16 protein-coding genes are annotated in these 14,984 nt (G+C 63.7%); 8 read left to right on the forward strand and 8 right to left on the reverse strand.

Annotated features, from left to right (window positions below):
- Positions 1–17: 17 nt before the first annotated feature.
- Entirely contained in the window at positions 18–797 is a 780-nt protein-coding gene (locus BMI87_RS16650) for a MipA/OmpV family protein (protein ID WP_078522741.1), read from the forward strand.
- Between the two features lie 123 nt (positions 798–920).
- Positions 921–1,583 carry a CerR family C-terminal domain-containing protein gene (locus BMI87_RS16655; protein ID WP_165757036.1) on the forward strand — a complete coding sequence of 221 codons (663 nt, stop codon included), beginning with the start codon at positions 921–923 and terminating at the stop codon, positions 1,581–1,583.
- Positions 1,584–1,634: 51 nt separating this feature from the next.
- On the opposite strand, the gene BMI87_RS16660 is transcribed toward BMI87_RS16655, so the two are convergent.
- Entirely contained in the window at positions 1,635–1,808 is a 174-nt protein-coding gene (locus BMI87_RS16660; protein WP_075776656.1) for a DUF1328 domain-containing protein, read from the reverse strand.
- A gap of 177 nt (positions 1,809–1,985) precedes the next feature.
- Here BMI87_RS16660 and BMI87_RS16665 point away from each other — a divergent pair, with 177 nt between their 5' ends.
- From BMI87_RS16665 to BMI87_RS22585, 3 genes are all read left to right on the forward strand, one after another.
- Positions 1,986–2,180, forward strand: a complete 195-nt coding sequence (locus tag BMI87_RS16665; RefSeq protein ID WP_088719999.1) for a PLD nuclease N-terminal domain-containing protein — start codon at positions 1,986–1,988, stop codon at positions 2,178–2,180.
- 108 nt (positions 2,181–2,288) lie between these two features.
- Positions 2,289–2,708: a phage holin family protein gene (locus BMI87_RS16670; RefSeq protein ID WP_078522743.1), complete on the forward strand. Its 420-nt coding sequence runs from the start codon at positions 2,289–2,291 to the stop codon at positions 2,706–2,708.
- Positions 2,705–3,901, forward strand: a complete 1,197-nt coding sequence (locus BMI87_RS22585) for a hypothetical protein (protein WP_078522744.1) — start codon at positions 2,705–2,707, stop codon at positions 3,899–3,901. The genes BMI87_RS16670 and BMI87_RS22585 overlap by 4 nt, the downstream gene beginning before the upstream one ends.
- A 170-nt stretch (positions 3,902–4,071) precedes the next feature.
- On the opposite strand, the gene BMI87_RS16680 is transcribed toward BMI87_RS22585, so the two are convergent.
- Positions 4,072–4,269 (reverse strand): CsbD family protein, encoded by a 198-nt coding sequence (locus tag BMI87_RS16680; protein WP_078522745.1) that lies wholly within the window; start codon positions 4,267–4,269, stop codon positions 4,072–4,074.
- 158 nt (positions 4,270–4,427) lie between these two features.
- On the opposite strand from BMI87_RS16680, the gene BMI87_RS16685 reads away from it, so the two are divergent.
- Positions 4,428–5,489: an AI-2E family transporter gene (locus BMI87_RS16685; RefSeq protein WP_078522746.1), complete on the forward strand. Its 1,062-nt coding sequence runs from the start codon at positions 4,428–4,430 to the stop codon at positions 5,487–5,489.
- Between the two features lie 67 nt (positions 5,490–5,556).
- Here BMI87_RS16685 and BMI87_RS16690 read toward each other — a convergent pair whose 3' ends face one another.
- From BMI87_RS16690 to BMI87_RS16705, 4 genes are all read right to left on the reverse strand, one after another.
- Positions 5,557–7,128, reverse strand: a complete 1,572-nt coding sequence (locus tag BMI87_RS16690) for a phospholipase D-like domain-containing protein (RefSeq protein ID WP_078522747.1) — start codon at positions 7,126–7,128, stop codon at positions 5,557–5,559.
- A 62-nt stretch (positions 7,129–7,190) separates the two neighbouring features.
- Positions 7,191–9,041 (reverse strand): histidine kinase dimerization/phosphoacceptor domain -containing protein, encoded by a 1,851-nt coding sequence (locus tag BMI87_RS16695; protein ID WP_078522748.1) that lies wholly within the window; start codon positions 9,039–9,041, stop codon positions 7,191–7,193.
- Positions 9,038–9,628, reverse strand: a complete 591-nt coding sequence (locus BMI87_RS16700) for an RNA polymerase sigma factor (protein ID WP_078522749.1) — start codon at positions 9,626–9,628, stop codon at positions 9,038–9,040. Before BMI87_RS16700 ends, BMI87_RS16695 begins: the two co-directional genes overlap by 4 nt.
- Positions 9,625–9,771 carry a NepR family anti-sigma factor gene (locus BMI87_RS16705; protein WP_078522790.1) on the reverse strand — a complete coding sequence of 49 codons (147 nt, stop codon included), beginning with the start codon at positions 9,769–9,771 and terminating at the stop codon, positions 9,625–9,627. Before BMI87_RS16705 ends, BMI87_RS16700 begins: the two co-directional genes overlap by 4 nt.
- A gap of 97 nt (positions 9,772–9,868) precedes the next feature.
- Here BMI87_RS16705 and BMI87_RS16710 point away from each other — a divergent pair, with 97 nt between their 5' ends.
- Positions 9,869–10,666: a response regulator gene (locus BMI87_RS16710; protein ID WP_078522750.1), complete on the forward strand. Its 798-nt coding sequence runs from the start codon at positions 9,869–9,871 to the stop codon at positions 10,664–10,666.
- Positions 10,667–10,842: 176 nt separating this feature from the next.
- Complete coding sequence (locus tag BMI87_RS16715; protein ID WP_078522751.1) at positions 10,843–11,847, forward strand: SDR family oxidoreductase; 1,005 nt, start codon at positions 10,843–10,845, stop codon at positions 11,845–11,847.
- 65 nt (positions 11,848–11,912) lie between these two features.
- Here the strand turns inward: BMI87_RS16715 and BMI87_RS16720 are convergent, their stop codons facing one another.
- Together BMI87_RS16720 and BMI87_RS16725 are read right to left on the reverse strand one after the other, a co-directional pair.
- On the reverse strand, positions 11,913–13,811 hold the full coding sequence (locus BMI87_RS16720; protein ID WP_168175230.1) for a glycoside hydrolase family 15 protein: 1,899 nt from the start codon (positions 13,809–13,811) through the stop codon (positions 11,913–11,915).
- Between the two features lie 170 nt (positions 13,812–13,981).
- The gene (locus BMI87_RS16725; RefSeq protein ID WP_078522753.1) at positions 13,982–14,686 is read right to left on the reverse strand and encodes a GntR family transcriptional regulator; all 705 of its coding nucleotides are present in this window, start codon (positions 14,684–14,686) and stop codon (positions 13,982–13,984) included.
- Between the last annotated feature and the right edge of the window lie 298 nt (positions 14,687–14,984).

Genomic DNA, 14,984 nt, shown 5'->3' on the forward strand with positions numbered 1-14,984 from the left:
TTTTCGGGAGCGCCATCATGGCAAAAGTCATCCGCCAACTTTCCGCAAGCGCCGCAATCGCGGTCGCTGCTGTCTGCACCGCCGCGAGCGCGCAGGCAGAAAGTGGCGTGACCTTCACCATCGGCGCGGGCGCACGCTATGCCCCGTCCTATTTCGGCGCGGATCATTACGACACCAGCCCCACAGCGAAGGTGAAGCTCAACAGCTTCACGCTGCAGGGGATGCGGTTCGGCTCGGACGATCCGAATTACGAAAAGCTCGGCCCGAACGTGCATGGCTCCTTCCGTCTCGTCGGCGGTCGTAATTCGAGCGATTATTCCGAGATCGCGGGTCTCGACGACGTCACCACGTCGCTCGAACTGGGGCTCGGCCTTGGCTACCAGGCGCCGCAATGGGGCGCTTTTGCCGATATGCGCTATGGCGTGGTCGGGCATAACGCCGTGGTCGCTGAAATCGGCGCCGACTGGAAGCCGATCAAGACCGACAATTTCAAGCTGAGCATCGGGCCGCGCGTCTTCTATGGTTCGGGCCTCTACAACCGCACCTATTTCGGCATCAGCCCGTCGGAATCCACGGCGAGCGGTCTGGCGGCCTATTCGCCCGATGGCGGGCTCGTCTCGACCGGTCTGGAACTGTCGGCGACCTACCAGCTCGGGAATGACTGGGCGGTCGAGGGCAAGCTGAACTACGATCGCCTGCAGGGCGATGCGGCGGACAGCCCGATCGTGCAGCAAGGCTCGCGAGAGCAAAGCTCGGTCTCGCTGATGCTGACCCGCCGGGTGAGCTTCCCGTTCTGATCGGTCCAAAGCTTCCTACGATATGCATGAAGCCAAGCCGCATGGGTCGCCCCTGCGGCTTGCTTTTTTTGGCCTCGGCCGCGCATGTTGGCGGCAGATTTCCTCTCCAGACGTGATGCGCCGATGACCCAGACACAGCCGCCCGCCCGTGATCGCACCGCGCGCGCCCTGATCGAAGCCGGGATGCGCCTGTTCGGGACGAAAGGCTTCGCGGCCACCTCGACGCGGGAACTGGCCGAGGCGGCGGGCGCGAATGTCGCCGCGATTTCCTACCATTTCCAAGGCAAGGAAGGGCTACGCCGCGCCTGCGCGTTGGAATTCGTGCGGCGCATGGAAGAGGTGATGCGGCCTCTTGGACCCCCGGAGGCGCTGTCGCCCGAGGCGGCGGAAGCGGAGCTCAAGACGCTGATGGAGGCGATGATCTCGCGCATCCTTACGCAGCCGGATGCGGCCTCGATGATCGGCTTCGTGATGCGCGAAGTGACCGAAGGGGGCGAGACGCTCGATATTCTCTATGACCGTCTGATTTCGATCGTGCATGGGCGTCTGCTGGCGCTGTGGGCCCGGGCGAGCGGGGCGTCGGAGGACGATCCGGAGAGCGCGCTGCGGGTTTTCGCGATGATCGGCCAAGTGCTTTATTTCCGGCTCGGCGCGGAGGTCGTGCGTCGCAAGATGGGATGGTCGGAGATAGGCTCGGCGGAGGTTGCGCAGATTTCCTGGGTCGTCGCAGACAATCTGGATGCGATGCTGGTGCAGGCGCGTGGCAAGACCGCCCCCGACGCATGAAAAAGGCCGCCCCGGCGGGAGCGGCCTCGAAAATTCATAGCGTCTTCGCACTTATACCGGCGGTTTGCCTTTTACCGCCCGGGCGACCATGGCCACCACGAACAGGATCAGGAAGACCACGAAGAGGATCTGTGCGATCCCGGCAGATGCGCCTGCGATGCCGCCAAAACCGAGCGCCGCGGCAATCAGCGCGATAACGAGAAAGGTCAAAGCCCAACCAAGCATGGGTATTCTCCTTCGGATGTTGCGTACATTAGCGCTGAGTGCTGCGCTTTCATGACATCCAAACGTGCCGTTTTCCCGAAAGTTCCATTACCCTGAGTCAGCAAATTCGCGGAACATCGTGCGCTTTCCGGCGTTTGGGCGGCGATTCACAACCTCACGAAAAAGGGAGATGGGGACATGGAAATGAATATGACGGGCCTCGGCGGCTTTTGGGGTATCGTATTGCTTGCACTCGATATCTGGGCGCTGGTTTCGATCATCGGGTCGAATTCCAGCACCGGCAAGAAAGTGCTCTGGGCGCTTCTCGTCTTTTTCCTGCCGCTGATCGGTTTCCTGATCTGGCTGGTGGCCGGGCCGCGCGCCTCGAAGTGACGAAATCAAGGGGGCGGCTGCGGAGAGCCTCAAGGAACCGCATTCCCCAACCCGCGTTGGAACCACAGAAATCGCGGCAAGAGGCCGTGACATGTTTGGGAGAGGTCGATGAGTTACCACGAGACCGAAGAACCTGACGGCCACGAGGGCCGGGGAACGGTGACCGATTTGCTGAACCGGGTGATCGAGCAGACGCGCGAGATCGCACGGACCGAGGCGGAATTGGTGCGCGCCGAAGCTGCCCATCGGGCGGGTCTTGCGCGCAATGCCGTCATTCTCGGTGCAGTCGCCCTGGTTTTCGCGCTCGGTGCGATCTTCCCCCTGACGCAATCCGCCATCTACGGGCTGGAATGGGCCGGCCTCGACCGGGGCCCCGCGACGTTGATCGTCGGCGTGGTGCTTCTGATCCTCGGCATCATCGCGGCGCTCATTGCCGCGTCGAAGCTGCGCAAAGTGTCGAGCCCACCCACCCGTCTCAAGGAAAACCTGTCTGCTGACGTGCAGGCGCTTAAGGAGAGCTTCAAATGACCGAGAAGAAAACCATTGAGGAAATCGAGAACCGTCTGCGCCAGGACCGTGCCGATCTCGCATCGACGCTCGGCGATCTGACCGGCCGCATCGCGCCGGACTATCTCTCCGATCAAGTGTCGCAAGTCGTGCGCGACTACGCGGCGCCGGCTGCGCGCAGTGCCGAACAGGCCGTGCGCAAGAACCCCGTGGCCTTCGCCCTCGCGGGTGCCGGTATCGCATGGTTCCTGCTGCGCCAGCGCAACTCCGCCACCGTCGAGGAAGAAAATCTGGTCGCCGATGCCGATCCGCTCGTGATGCCGAGCGAAGCGGGTGCGGATGGCTGGATCGACGAGATCGATACGCTGCGCCACGATGCTTCGGTGCGTCTCGAAGATCTCGAGGCCGAGCAGCGCAGCTCGACCGACAAGGCGCGCGACTTCGTCAAGGAGCGCTCCGAGGTGATGCAGAAATTCGCGAGCGACCTGCGCAACTCGCTGTCCTCGGGTCTGAGCGACCTCAATGAGGATGCGCGCGACCGCGTGGTGCGGGCCCGTGAAAGAGCCTATTCCGCCCGGATTCGCCTGCAGGACGGTGCGACCCATGCCGGTACGACCAGCAAGCAGATGGTCAAGGATCACCCGCTGATCGCCGCCGCTATCGGCTTCGCCATCGGTGCCGCGATCTTCAACGCGGTGCCCAAGCCGGACGTCAATGTCAGCCGCCGCAGCTTCGGCCCGCGGGCGAACCGTCTGTTCGACGAGGCCGAGCGTCTTTACCGCGACGAGAAGCGCCGTGCGGGCAAGGTTGCCGATCAGTTCACGGATGAGCTGAAACGGACCGCCCGCTCGGTGATGAGCTCGGCCGGTGACGAGGCGCGCAGTGCTGCACGTGACTTCGGCGATCAGGCGATGGCCGCAGGAGAGCAACTGATCGACCGCCTCTCGCGCCAGCTTGCTCAGGAAGCCAACCGCGCGCTGCGCGATGTCGGCCAGTCGCTGCAGAAAGGCGAAGAGGAAGTGCGCGCCGGGGCCGAAGAGGCCAAGGATGCCGCGAAGTCCAAGGCCGAAGAGGTCGCGTCCAAGGCTGAGGCGAAGACCCATGAGGCGGCCGAGAAGGTGAAGGCGAACCATTCGTCGTCGTCCTCCTCGTCCACGTCGAGCGCGTCCTCGACCAACCCGACGTCCTCGTCGGCGCCGAAAACCACCCACTGATCTGATCGGTGGACCTGATTGGAAAAGGCCGGGCCTCGTGCCCGGCCTTTTTGCTTGGCGGCTCATGGCGCTCGCTGCGCGTGACCGACCCGCAAAAGAGAACCGGCGCCGCAATCTCTGCGACGCCGGTTTATTCTGTTTTACGCTGGAATAGGATCTAATTCCGAAGATCAGACCGAGCTCGACCAGGTGTCGACTTCGCGCTCGGCGTCCTCTTTCGTCTTGCCGTATTTCTTCTGGATCAGGCCGACCATCTGCTCGCGATGGCCTGCGGCCTCCTCAAGCTCGTCATCGGTCAACTCGCCCCAGTTCTCACGGGCCTTGCCCTTCATTTCTTTCCAGCTGCCTTTAATCTGATCCCAATTCATGGCGTCGCTCCTTTCAAGATGAAGACGCGGGTCTCGGCGTCGTCCATCAACGTTTCGCCGGGGGCGATGTTCCTGTGGGTGAGGGCGCAAAAACTCGGGAACTGCGGGGGCCCCAGCGGCGTTAGCTCGCGAAACCCAAGAGGGAAGTCATTCTCGAAATGCATCGCCTGGAGACCCTGTCGCGCATCGCCATGATCGCGATCGCTGTAATCGCTGTCGTGGCTGCGCTTAGCCAGGTGGAAAGCTTGCTTGCCCCCGTCGTGCTCGCGCTCGTCGTTGGGATCGTGCTTTCACCGATTTCCGATGCATGGGAGAAAAGAGGTCTGTCGCCTGTCTGGGGGGCACTTACCTCGCTCGTCATCTCTCTGATGATCGCCGTGTTGCTGGTTCTCGTGATCCAGCCAGTGATCGCGGAGCTGATGCGTCAGGCGCCGAAGGTGATGGACGACATGCGCTCCACCATCATTCACATGCGCCACATGTTCCAAGGCATTCAGGACGCCTCGAAGGAAGTGAGCGACGCGATCACACCGGCGAAGGATGCCGCGCAGGATGGCGGTGGCAATGGCGACAAGAGCGCTGTCCCGGACGCCAAGGATCTCGTCATGCTCGCCCCGGCCATCATTGCGCAGGGGCTGATCTATATCGGGGCGCTGTTCTTTTTCCAGCTCTCGCGGACCGAGATTTACAACTGGATCGCAAAGCACCTCGCGGAGCCGGCGAGCCGCGGCGCCACCGCTGCCCGGCTGCGCAAGGCGGAGACCCGAGTTTCGCGCTATTTCCTCACCATCACGGTGGTGAATGGCGGGCTCGGGCTGGCGGTGGGCGTCGCGATGCAGCTGATCGGGTTGCCGAATGCGCCGCTCTGGGGGCTGGTGGCCTTCCTGATCAACTACATCCTGTATCTCGGCCCCGCGGCGCTGATCATCGCGCTGGGATTTGCAGGCGTGGCGACGTTCGACGGGATCCGGGTGATCCTGCCGCCGCTGATCTACGTCATGCTCAACGCGACCGAGGCGCAATTCGTCACCCCGGCCGCGATCGGGCGGCAGATGCGGCTCAACCCGCTTCTGGTCTTCCTGTCGCTGACCTTCGGGATCTGGCTCTGGGGGCCGCTGGGCGGGATCGTAGCGATTCCGCTGTTGCTCTGGGCGTTGGTGCTGACCGACAGTCTGCCGGACCCGAAATCCGAGGCGGAGCAGAAGCTCGAAACCAACTGAAAACAGAACTGATCCGGCGCGGCCCGCCCCAGATGAGGCGACGTGGCCCGCGATCCGCCAGTGCGGATCAGACCATCTCTTCGGGAATGAATGGCAGCTTGCGCGCAATTTTGCGTGCGGCTTCGATGTCGTAGGGGATCACGAAGCCTTCCCGGTCCTCGGGGGCTTTGGTGCCGTTCTCGCGTGCGAGTTCGGTCCAGGCCGAGACCGCGCGCGTCGGGTCGAAGAACGCCTCTTCCGGCGCGGGCGGCAGCCAATAGCGCATCAGGCGGCGGCGCATGGCCGGGATGCCATCGTTGCGGCGCAGATAGACGCCCGCCTCGCTGTCCCAATGCAGCGACCGCCCGTTGAGGTTGGCGGAGGTGATCAGGGCCGCGTCCTCGTCGAAGATCGAGACTTTCGCATGGACGTAGATCAGCGGCGCGCCGCCGGTGCGCATCGCCCCGTCATCATCGGGATCGGCGATGCGCGGCTCGGCCGGGCAGCCGATGAACAGGCGGCTGCCGAAGGCTTCCTTGATGATGTCCAGCGCGCGGACCTGAAGATACTCGCCATAGCGCACGTCGCTGGTCGGGCGGTCGGCCAACATCAGCGTCTCGGGCGCGGCGGGCAGCATTAGGATCAGATTGAGATTGGGGTTCTCGCGCGCGGCGCGGGCCAGATGATTTGCGAGGTTGCGCGAGCGGAAGAACTGGCTCTCGAGATAGATCAGCTTCTGGGCGCGCGCGATCAGCATCTCATGCGCGTTCTCGATCTCGGTCCGATAGAGCTTCGGCCCGATCCGGAAGGTCGCGAATTTGCGCCGCTGCGAAATCGTGCGGAGCAGGCGACGCGGCGGCTTTGCGAGTTTGTCGCCGGCGCAGCTTTCGTGGAACGTCTCCAGATGGGCCTTCGCCTCGGCGACCACGGGGCCGGTCATCATCAGCTGCACATCGTGCCAGGTCATCTCGCCGTCGCGCTCGTGCACGGGCGTGTCGAAGCGGCGATTGTCGAGATCCAGCCCGCCGATATAGAGCTTCTTGTCGTCGAACACGGCGAGCTTCTGGTGATGCGTCGCCGGGAACAGTTTCGGCGGCGCGCCGCGGAACTTGCGGTGAATTTTCTTGTCCGATCCGGCCTTGAGATATTCCCGCAGCCCCGGCATGTCGCGCATCGCCGTCAGCCGCTTGGCCTCGTCCATCCCGTTGAGCCAGCTCGCGTGGTTGCCGAGCTTGTAATAGACATAGGGCCAGAAGATCGTGCGCGGCAGGATGCCCGATTGCGCCGGGTGCATCAGTGCGCGCAGCCGCAGATTGGCGTTCGGCCCGGCCAGTTCGCGCGCGGCGCAGAACATGCGGATCGAGGACCACGTCATGCGGTGCAGCTCGGGCTTGGCGCAGGGGTCGAAGTCGGTCAGGTCGATCTGCATCGCCACGCCACGTTTCAGCAGGTGGATGATCAGGTCGAACCAAGTCGCGCCGATGGCGCGCCCGCGATCCGATTTCAGCTTCGTGTTGAGGTCGAAGACGCGGAAGGAGGCGTGGATAGAATGACGCGAGTCGAGGAAAGCATCCTCGAGCACAGGGTAAGCCTCGGCTGCTGTCAAAAGCAGTCTTACGCGGCTCTCGGCGTGAACTCCGGCTTGTTTAAGACGTTCCATGCGGCTCGTTTTTTCTGAACGGCCGCGAAGGTGACCAGAGGTCGCCGCGGCAGGTATCTCACTCAATTGCTCTCTTCAGAAACTGTTTCGTGTTTCCGAGATTTCAAGCGCTCTTCGTGACGCAATTCGCTCTCGACGAGGGGGCGCAATGTGAAGTCTGCATTGAGCAGGTATTCGTCGTCTGTCGTCTCGATCTCGATCGTGCCGGAGAGCTGTTGCACGAAGGCGTTGACCAGTTGCGACCCCAGCCCGGTGCCGTCCACGGCCTCCAGCGGCGGGGCGTCTTTATCGACGGTGTTGCGCACGCTGAGACGCGCCTGCATCCCTTCGAGCTTGGTAAGCGAGATATCGAGTTTCGGTTCGCCATCGCGGGCGGAGGCGTATTTCATCGCGTTGGTCATAGCTTCGGTCAGGAGAAGCGAGAGCGGCACGGCCTGATCGGGCGTCAGGTGAATGTCGTCGATATGGCAGTCGACCGAGACATGGCGGCCCGGACCGGTTGCAAGGCGGGTGATCTGGCGCACGATATCGGGTAGCAGCTCCTGCGCGCGGATATCGGTGAGCCCGGAGGTCTGGTAGAGGCCGCGGTGGATCGTCGCGAGCGAGATGACCCGCTCCTGCAGCGATTTCATCAGCCCCTTGGCTTCGGGCGTGCGCGCCTGCCGCATCTGCATGTTGATGATCGAGGCGATGAGCTGGAGGTTGTTCTTCACCCGGTGGTGGACCTCGCGGAGCAGCACTTCCTTGTGATGCACCATGTCTTCCAGCTCGGCCTCGTCATGCAGGATGGTCTCGGTCATCCGGTCATAGGCTTCGGCAAGATCGCGGATTTCCGAAGGCGCGGTCGAGAGGTTGAGATTGCCCACGATCCGGCTGCCGGTGGCGAAGCTGGTGATCGCGCTCGACAGTTTGCGGACGTGGCCGATGACCAGTTTCTGCATCGCGAAATAGGCGACGAGCAGGCTCGCCATCCACATCAGCGCGGGGAACAGCACCGGCGAGATATCGGCGAAGGGGCTCAGCGCGGAGGCCGCCTGTGCGGGCCAGCTGCCGAGTGCGTAGAGTTGGTCGGGGACGAGTTCGACGACGGAATAGACCCGCTCTATGCCGCGATTGGAATCTCCCGAGAAGGTCACCGCGCCATTGCCCGCCAGCAGCTTCAGCGAGCGGTCGACGGGGAGGTGCGACTGCGTGTTCGCCAGCCCGTCCGAGGAGGTCAGGATCGTGCCCTCGCGGTCGAAGGTCATGATCACCAGCGGTCGGTCATCGGCGAGCTTCGGCCCGTCCTTGGCAAGCGAGAGAGAAGAGTGGCTCATCGAGATCGCGATGATCCCGATATGATCGCCCGCTGCGTTGTAGACGGGATGGGCCACGCCCAGCACCGAGGTGCCCGACACCGGCGCATCGCGATTGACGTAGAAGCTGGTGCGATCCGCGGTCATCATCCTCTCGAAGATGTCCTGACCTTTGAAATCGTAACTCTTGCCCGAGTTCGAGCAGCTCATCTTGCCGCTGTCGGGAATGAAGGCGACCAGCGAGAACTCGGGGAAAGCGCCCGAGATCTGCCGCATCCAGTTCGAGCAGGCCTCGTCACTACCCACGAGCGGTTGGACGGTGCTGGCAAGGACGCGGGCTGCATCCTGCGCGTGCTGGATCACCCGCGTCTCGCCTGCGACGGCGCGCATCGTCTCGCCCATCAGGGCAGCCTCGGAGCGCGCCTGCGCTTCGCGAACGACCGAGGTCGATTGCAGCACGGCGATGATCAGCAGGGGGAAGAGCGCGACGGCCAGCATGAAGGCCAGCCGCACGCCAAGCCCGTCAAAAAAGGGAATGACGCCCCGTTTCCGAGCTTGAAACGGGGCGTGGTCACTGTAGTGCTCGTCGTCTGCCGCTTTCGCGGCTTCCGAATTCATGCGGCGGCAACTCCGGATTTGCCCATCACGGCCAGCGAATTTCGATCCGAGCCGGACAGAATGTCTTCACCTTCTTCCAGCCCGAGCATCTCCGCAAGCCGGGCGCGGGCTCGGTTGGCACGACTTTTCACCGTCCCGACTGCGACGCCCATCATTCCGGCGGCTTCCTCGTAGGAGAAGCCCGAGGCGCCAACAAGGGTCAGAACCTCGCGATGTTCGGGGCTGAGCTGATCGAAGGCCACGACGAAATCGTTCATCGCGAGACGTCCGTCATGCGCAGGTTTCTCGTAGAGCGAAGCCGCGTGGATACCCTCGGGGTCTGCAACCTCGCGCTTACGCTTTCGGCGGTCCGAATAGAAGGTATTGCGCAGGATCGTGAACAGCCATGCACGCAGGTTCGTGCCGCGCTCAAATTTCTCGATATTCGACCACGCCTTGACGATCGTGTCCTGCACGAGGTCGTCGGCAGAGGCCGAATTCCGGGTCAGCGACAGTGCGAAGGCGCGCAGGGCCCCGAGATGATCGGGCAGTTCCTCACGCGGATCGCGGGCTTCGGTAGACGAGTTGGCTTTGGAGGACGAAGTCATTTTTCGCCCTCCTTCGCCTTGAGTTGCGCCAGCAAGTCTTTGAACCGATCTGGCACTTCTTCCTGAAGCGCCTCCTCATAAACCTTCTTCAGGTTTTGATTGATCTGGTCCCTGATACTGGACTTAGGCTTTTCGTCTGCCATATCACTATACATCCGGTTTCGATCCCACTCATTTTGCACGGAACCGAACGCGGGGCCAGAGAGTTTGGTTCCCGAAAAAACGCAAAAGGGGGTTTTCATGTCCGAAGACATCGCCGGCACCATCGGAGCCAACCTGCCGTATCTGCGGCGCTACGCCCGAGCCCTTACCGGCAGCCAGGACAGCGGCGACAGATACGCCGCGGCTACGCTCGAGGCCATACTCGAAGACACGACGCCTTTCGAGAATAACGATCCGAAGCTCGCATTGTTCCACGCCTTCCATCTGGTCTGGGCCTCCGCGGGCGCACCGCTGGGCGAGCCGGACAACCGGCTGTCGGCACGCGCGCAGGATCACATGTCGACGCTCACGCCGAACACGCGTGAGGCGCTTCTGCTGCACTCGATCGAAGGGTTCCGCGTCGAGGAGATCGGCACGATCATGCAGGTCGACACCGACGAGGCGAAGGAACTGATCGACATCGCAATCCGCGAGATGGAAACCTCCGTCGCGGGCAAGGTGATGATCATCGAGGACGAGGCGATCATCGCGATGGATATTCGTGCCATCGTCGAGGATATGGGGCACCAGATCACCGGCATCGCCCGGACCCGGACCGAAGCGGTGGAGCTTGCCTCGACCGACAAGCCCGACCTGATCCTTGCCGACATTCAGCTCGCGGATAATTCCTCGGGCATCGACGCGGTGAACGACATTCTCGCGCAGTTCGGCAACGAATTGCCCGTCGTCTTCATCACGGCCTTCCCGGAGCGTCTGCTGACCGGCGAGCGGCCGGAACCCGCATTCCTGATCACCAAGCCTTACACCGAAAGCCAGGTGCAATCGGCGGTCAGCCAGGCGATGTTCTTCTCCTCCACGGAGACGCTCGCGGCCTAACGGCGGGATCACGCGAAACACATGAAAAAGGCGGCTCCGGGGATCGGGGCTGCCTTTTTTCACATGCGGGCCGCGCACCACAAATTGAAGCCGCGCCTGCAACCAGCGGCAGGAGCGCGTGGTTCTTCCTTCAGAGACGAATTGACGAAACCCATTCAGACCGAAGGAGCCGCCCCATGACCAATATCGTGATTACCGGCGCATCCGCAGGCGTGGGACGCGCCGTCGCGCGCCGCTTCGCCGCCAAAGGCAACCGCATCACCCTGATCGCGCGCAACAAGGCGCGGCTCGAGAAGGCGGCGGAGGAAATTCGCGCGAAGGGCGGCGAGGCCCTTGTGCAGCCGCTTGATGTTGCCGATGCCGATGCGGTCGAGGCCGCGGCTGTCGCCGCCGAGCGCGCCTTCGGTCCGATCGACATCTGGATCAATATCGCGATGGTCACGGTGCTGTCGCCCGTGGCCGAGATGACGCCCGAGGAATATCGCCGGGTGACCGAGGTGACCTATCTCGGGACCGTCAACGGCACGCTTTCCGCGCTGAAGCGGTTCCGCCAGCAGGGGTGGGGCACGATCGTGCAGACAGGCTCTGCGCTGGCCTATCGCGCGGTGCCGCTACAATCGGCCTATTGCGCGGCGAAGGCGGCAATCGTGGGTTTCACCGACAGCCTGCGCTCCGAGCTGATCCACGAGAAATCCGACGTGAAGATCACGGTCTGCCACCTGCCGGCGGTGAACACGCCGCAATTCGACTGGGCGCGCAACAAGCTGCCCAACCGTCCGCGCCCGGTCGCCCCTGTGTTCCAGCCGGAGCTGATCGCGGATGGCATCCATCACGCGGCCTTCCATCCCAAGCGGGAATATTGGCTGGGTTTCTCGGCGGTGAAGGCGATCCTGTCGGAGAAGATCTCGCCGGAGCTGGGCGACCTATATCTGGCGCGCACGGCGATTACCGGGCAGCAGACGGAGGAACCCGCCGATCCCACCCGGGCGGACAACCTCTATGACAGCGTCGATGGCGATTGGGAGGCGCGGGGGCGGTTCTCCGACGAGGCGAGCGATAGCTCGCCGGCTATTGCGATTTCCGAGCATGGCGGCTCGCGGCTCGTCGCGGGCGGTGGCGCGGCGCTGGTCGCCGGGCTGATGCTGGGGGCGATATTCGCCGTCTCACGTCAGCGGGCCTGATCGGTCGCAGAGAGAGTTGAAGGCCGCGCGCCCCGTGGCGCGCGTCTCTTTTTGCGGGCGGGCGGTCAGCCCTTCACGGCCGAACGATAGGCGGTGATCGCCGCGATCATCCCGGCATGGGACAGGCCTTGCGGGAAATTCCCCAACTGCGCGCCAGTCTCAGGGTCGTGCTCCTCGGACATCAGGCCAAGATCGGTCGTGGCTTTCAGCATCCCCTCGATCTGGGTCTTCGCATCGTCGAGCCGCCCCGCCCGCACGAGGTAATCCGCTGCCCAGAAGCCGCAGGCGTTGAAATGCCCCTCGACGCCAGGCAGCCCGTCTTCCCGCAGGTCGTAGCGCCGCAGATGGACGCCCGAGCCCAGCCGCTCGCGGATCGCGGTGTAGGTCGCGGCCATCTTCGGATCGTCGGCTGCGATCACTCCGATGCGCGGCATCAGCAGAACGCTCGCATCGAGCCAATCCTCGCCAATCGCGCCGGTGAAGGCGCCGATCTGCTCATTCCACGCCGCGTCCCGGATCAGCGCCTCGATCGCGGCGCGCTCGGCCTTCCAGAGCTTTGTGTCGGCGTCGATCACGCCGCGCTCGACCAGCGCGATCACCGCGTTCAGCGCGCCCCAGCACATCGCCTTGGAATAGGTGTGGTGGCGGCGCGGATCGGGCATTTCCCAGATCCCGTTATCGGGCCGGGTCCATTGCGAGACCACGACATCGGCGAAATTCGCAAGCCGGATGCCTTCGCCGGGATGCAATTCACCACCCGCGTCGACATAGGCGCGGGCGGCCATGATCATCGAGCCGTAAGCGTCGAGTTGCAGTTGCGTCGCAGCGCCGTTGCCCAGTTGCACCGGGGCCGAGCGGCGGTAGCCCTCGACCGTTTGCAGCTGGTGCAGCGAGACGTCACTGTCGCCCTGCACCTTGTAGAGCGTGCCCAGCTCCGGCGCGGTTTCGCGGGTGGCCGCCATCAGCCAACGGAAGAACGCGTCGGCCTCGCCGGTCAGGCCCTGATCGAGAAAGGCATGCAGCACGAAGTAAGCGTCGCGCAGCCAGCAATAGCGATAGTCGTAATTGCGGATACCGCCGATCACCTCCGGCAGGCCCATCGTGGGCGCGGCGATCACGGCGCCGGTGGGCGCATGGACCAGCAGTTGCAGCGCCATCAGCGAGCGTTTGAGCGCCCCGGAGAAAGGCCCGTCGCCGAAATCCGTCTTGGACTGCCGCTTGCGCCATGCCTCGCGGGTCGCGGCGAGCGCCTTGTGGGCCGCGTCCATTCCCCCGACATGGCCGTGGCCGCCTTGGGTGATCGTGAGGGTGACGTAGCCTTCTTCTCCAGCGGCGAGCGTGCCGCGCCCGTTGAGCCGGCCAGAGCCTTCGATTTCCAACTCGATGGAGCTGTCGATCAGGACGATGTCGCCGTCTTGGGTGAATTGCCAGCTGCCCGGGCCGCGGCGGATGAAATCGGGGGTGTTCAGCGCGTAATCGCAGCGTGGGGCGATGCAGATTTCGACCTCCGCCGCGCCTTCCTGAGCTTCGATCAGCCGCACGACGGAGCGCCCGAAACTCGCCGCTTCTTCGAGCGAGTCCGGGAGGTTCATGAAGTCGGTGACCTTGAGTTGGCCGCCCTCGGTCGGGTGGGTCGTGGTCAGGATCGGGCCGTAGTTTTCATAGGCGCGTTCGGGGGTGGTTGGGCGGTCGGCATCCGGCACCGGACCAAGGTAGAACGTCCCGCCGCGAAACTGGTCGAGCAGCCGCCCGAAGACCGGATCGCCGTCGAAATCAGGCCCGCAGAGCCAGTCGATCGCGCCATCGCGGGCCACCAGTGCCGCCGTGCGCGTGTCCCCGATCACCGCGTAATCGCCGATGGGGAGATAGCCGCGCCGCCCTTCCAGAAAGCGCAGCGGCGGGCTGTCGGGATCGGGCGTGGTCTTCGCGGACCGGTTGGCGGAAGGGTGGGTGAGATCGGTCATGGAATGCATGTCCTTCGTCGGTATCCCCGGGCGTCGTCCCCCGGAGACAATACATCCCTCTCAGTGATCGAACGGACCCGCCGCGCCGCAGTTCCTTGAACAAACCGTGTGCGTTCGAGAGCCGCGCGTGGCGCAAACCCGGTCGCGGAGGCTGCGGCCCCAGTCGTCCGCTAGGGCGCTTTGATCAGGACGGGCATCCGCGCGAAGCTCATGGAGATATGGCCGCGCCGCATATGGCCGAGCGCATCGAGATTGCCGAGCCGCAAGGCGCGCAGGATGTCGCGCAGCTCGTCATTGTAAATCTCGATCTCCTGCATCAGGTCGATCTGCGAGGCAGTGACCTGCTGCAGCCAGATCCGGGCCGTGCGGAAATACAGCGCCTCCGACATTTCCCTCAGCGGCGCATTCGCGGTCAGGTCCAGCAGGCAGAGGAAGGTATCGCGGTCCAGCTCGGCGAAAGCGCGCGCCGTGGGTGCATCGACAAGGGCGCGGCCGCGTTCCTGAAGCTTGACGAAAGACGCGATCAGCGCGGCGCTCGGCGGCACCGGGTCGAGCGTGGTCTGCAGCACCGTGAGTTCGCGCCGCAGCCGGAAGACCTGAGCCAGTTCGGTGTAATCGACATCCGTGACGAAGGTGCCGACCCCATGCATCGAGCGCAGCAACCCGTCATCCTCGAGCCGCGCCAGCACCCGACGCAGCGGTGTCCGCGAGATGCCGAATTCGGAAGCCAGCGCGGTTTCCGACAGGCGCATGCCGGGCGGGTAGTCGAGCAGGCAGATGCGGCTACGGATTTCGGCATGGATGAGATCCAAGCGATCGCGGCCACGCAGTCGTTCCGGTTCGGTTTGCCGGTGGGGCAGGGGTATCTCGTTCATCGGGTTTTGTCGTCTCTTCGCGCGAAGGCCATGATCGGCGGCGGCGGCGCGCAGGTCAATCTACTTCGCGGCGACGGCCCAAACGGCATTTGTATTTCACATATTGCGCCTGAGGGGGCGGAGCAATCGGCCCGATGCGGAGGTTGTTGCCCGCGCGGGGCCTGCACTGGGTCCGCACGGGCGCGCGAGATATGCGCGTTTCGTGTTCAACGCTGCGATATTGGGCAATATTGGTGCACAACATCTGCGCAGGGAACTTCACAAGCCCACGATATCTGTCTGGCAACCCTGTATAATC

This window comes from Thioclava sp. F28-4, from assembly GCF_002020045.1.
Taxonomy (GTDB): Bacteria; Pseudomonadota; Alphaproteobacteria; order Rhodobacterales; family Rhodobacteraceae; genus Thioclava; species Thioclava sediminum.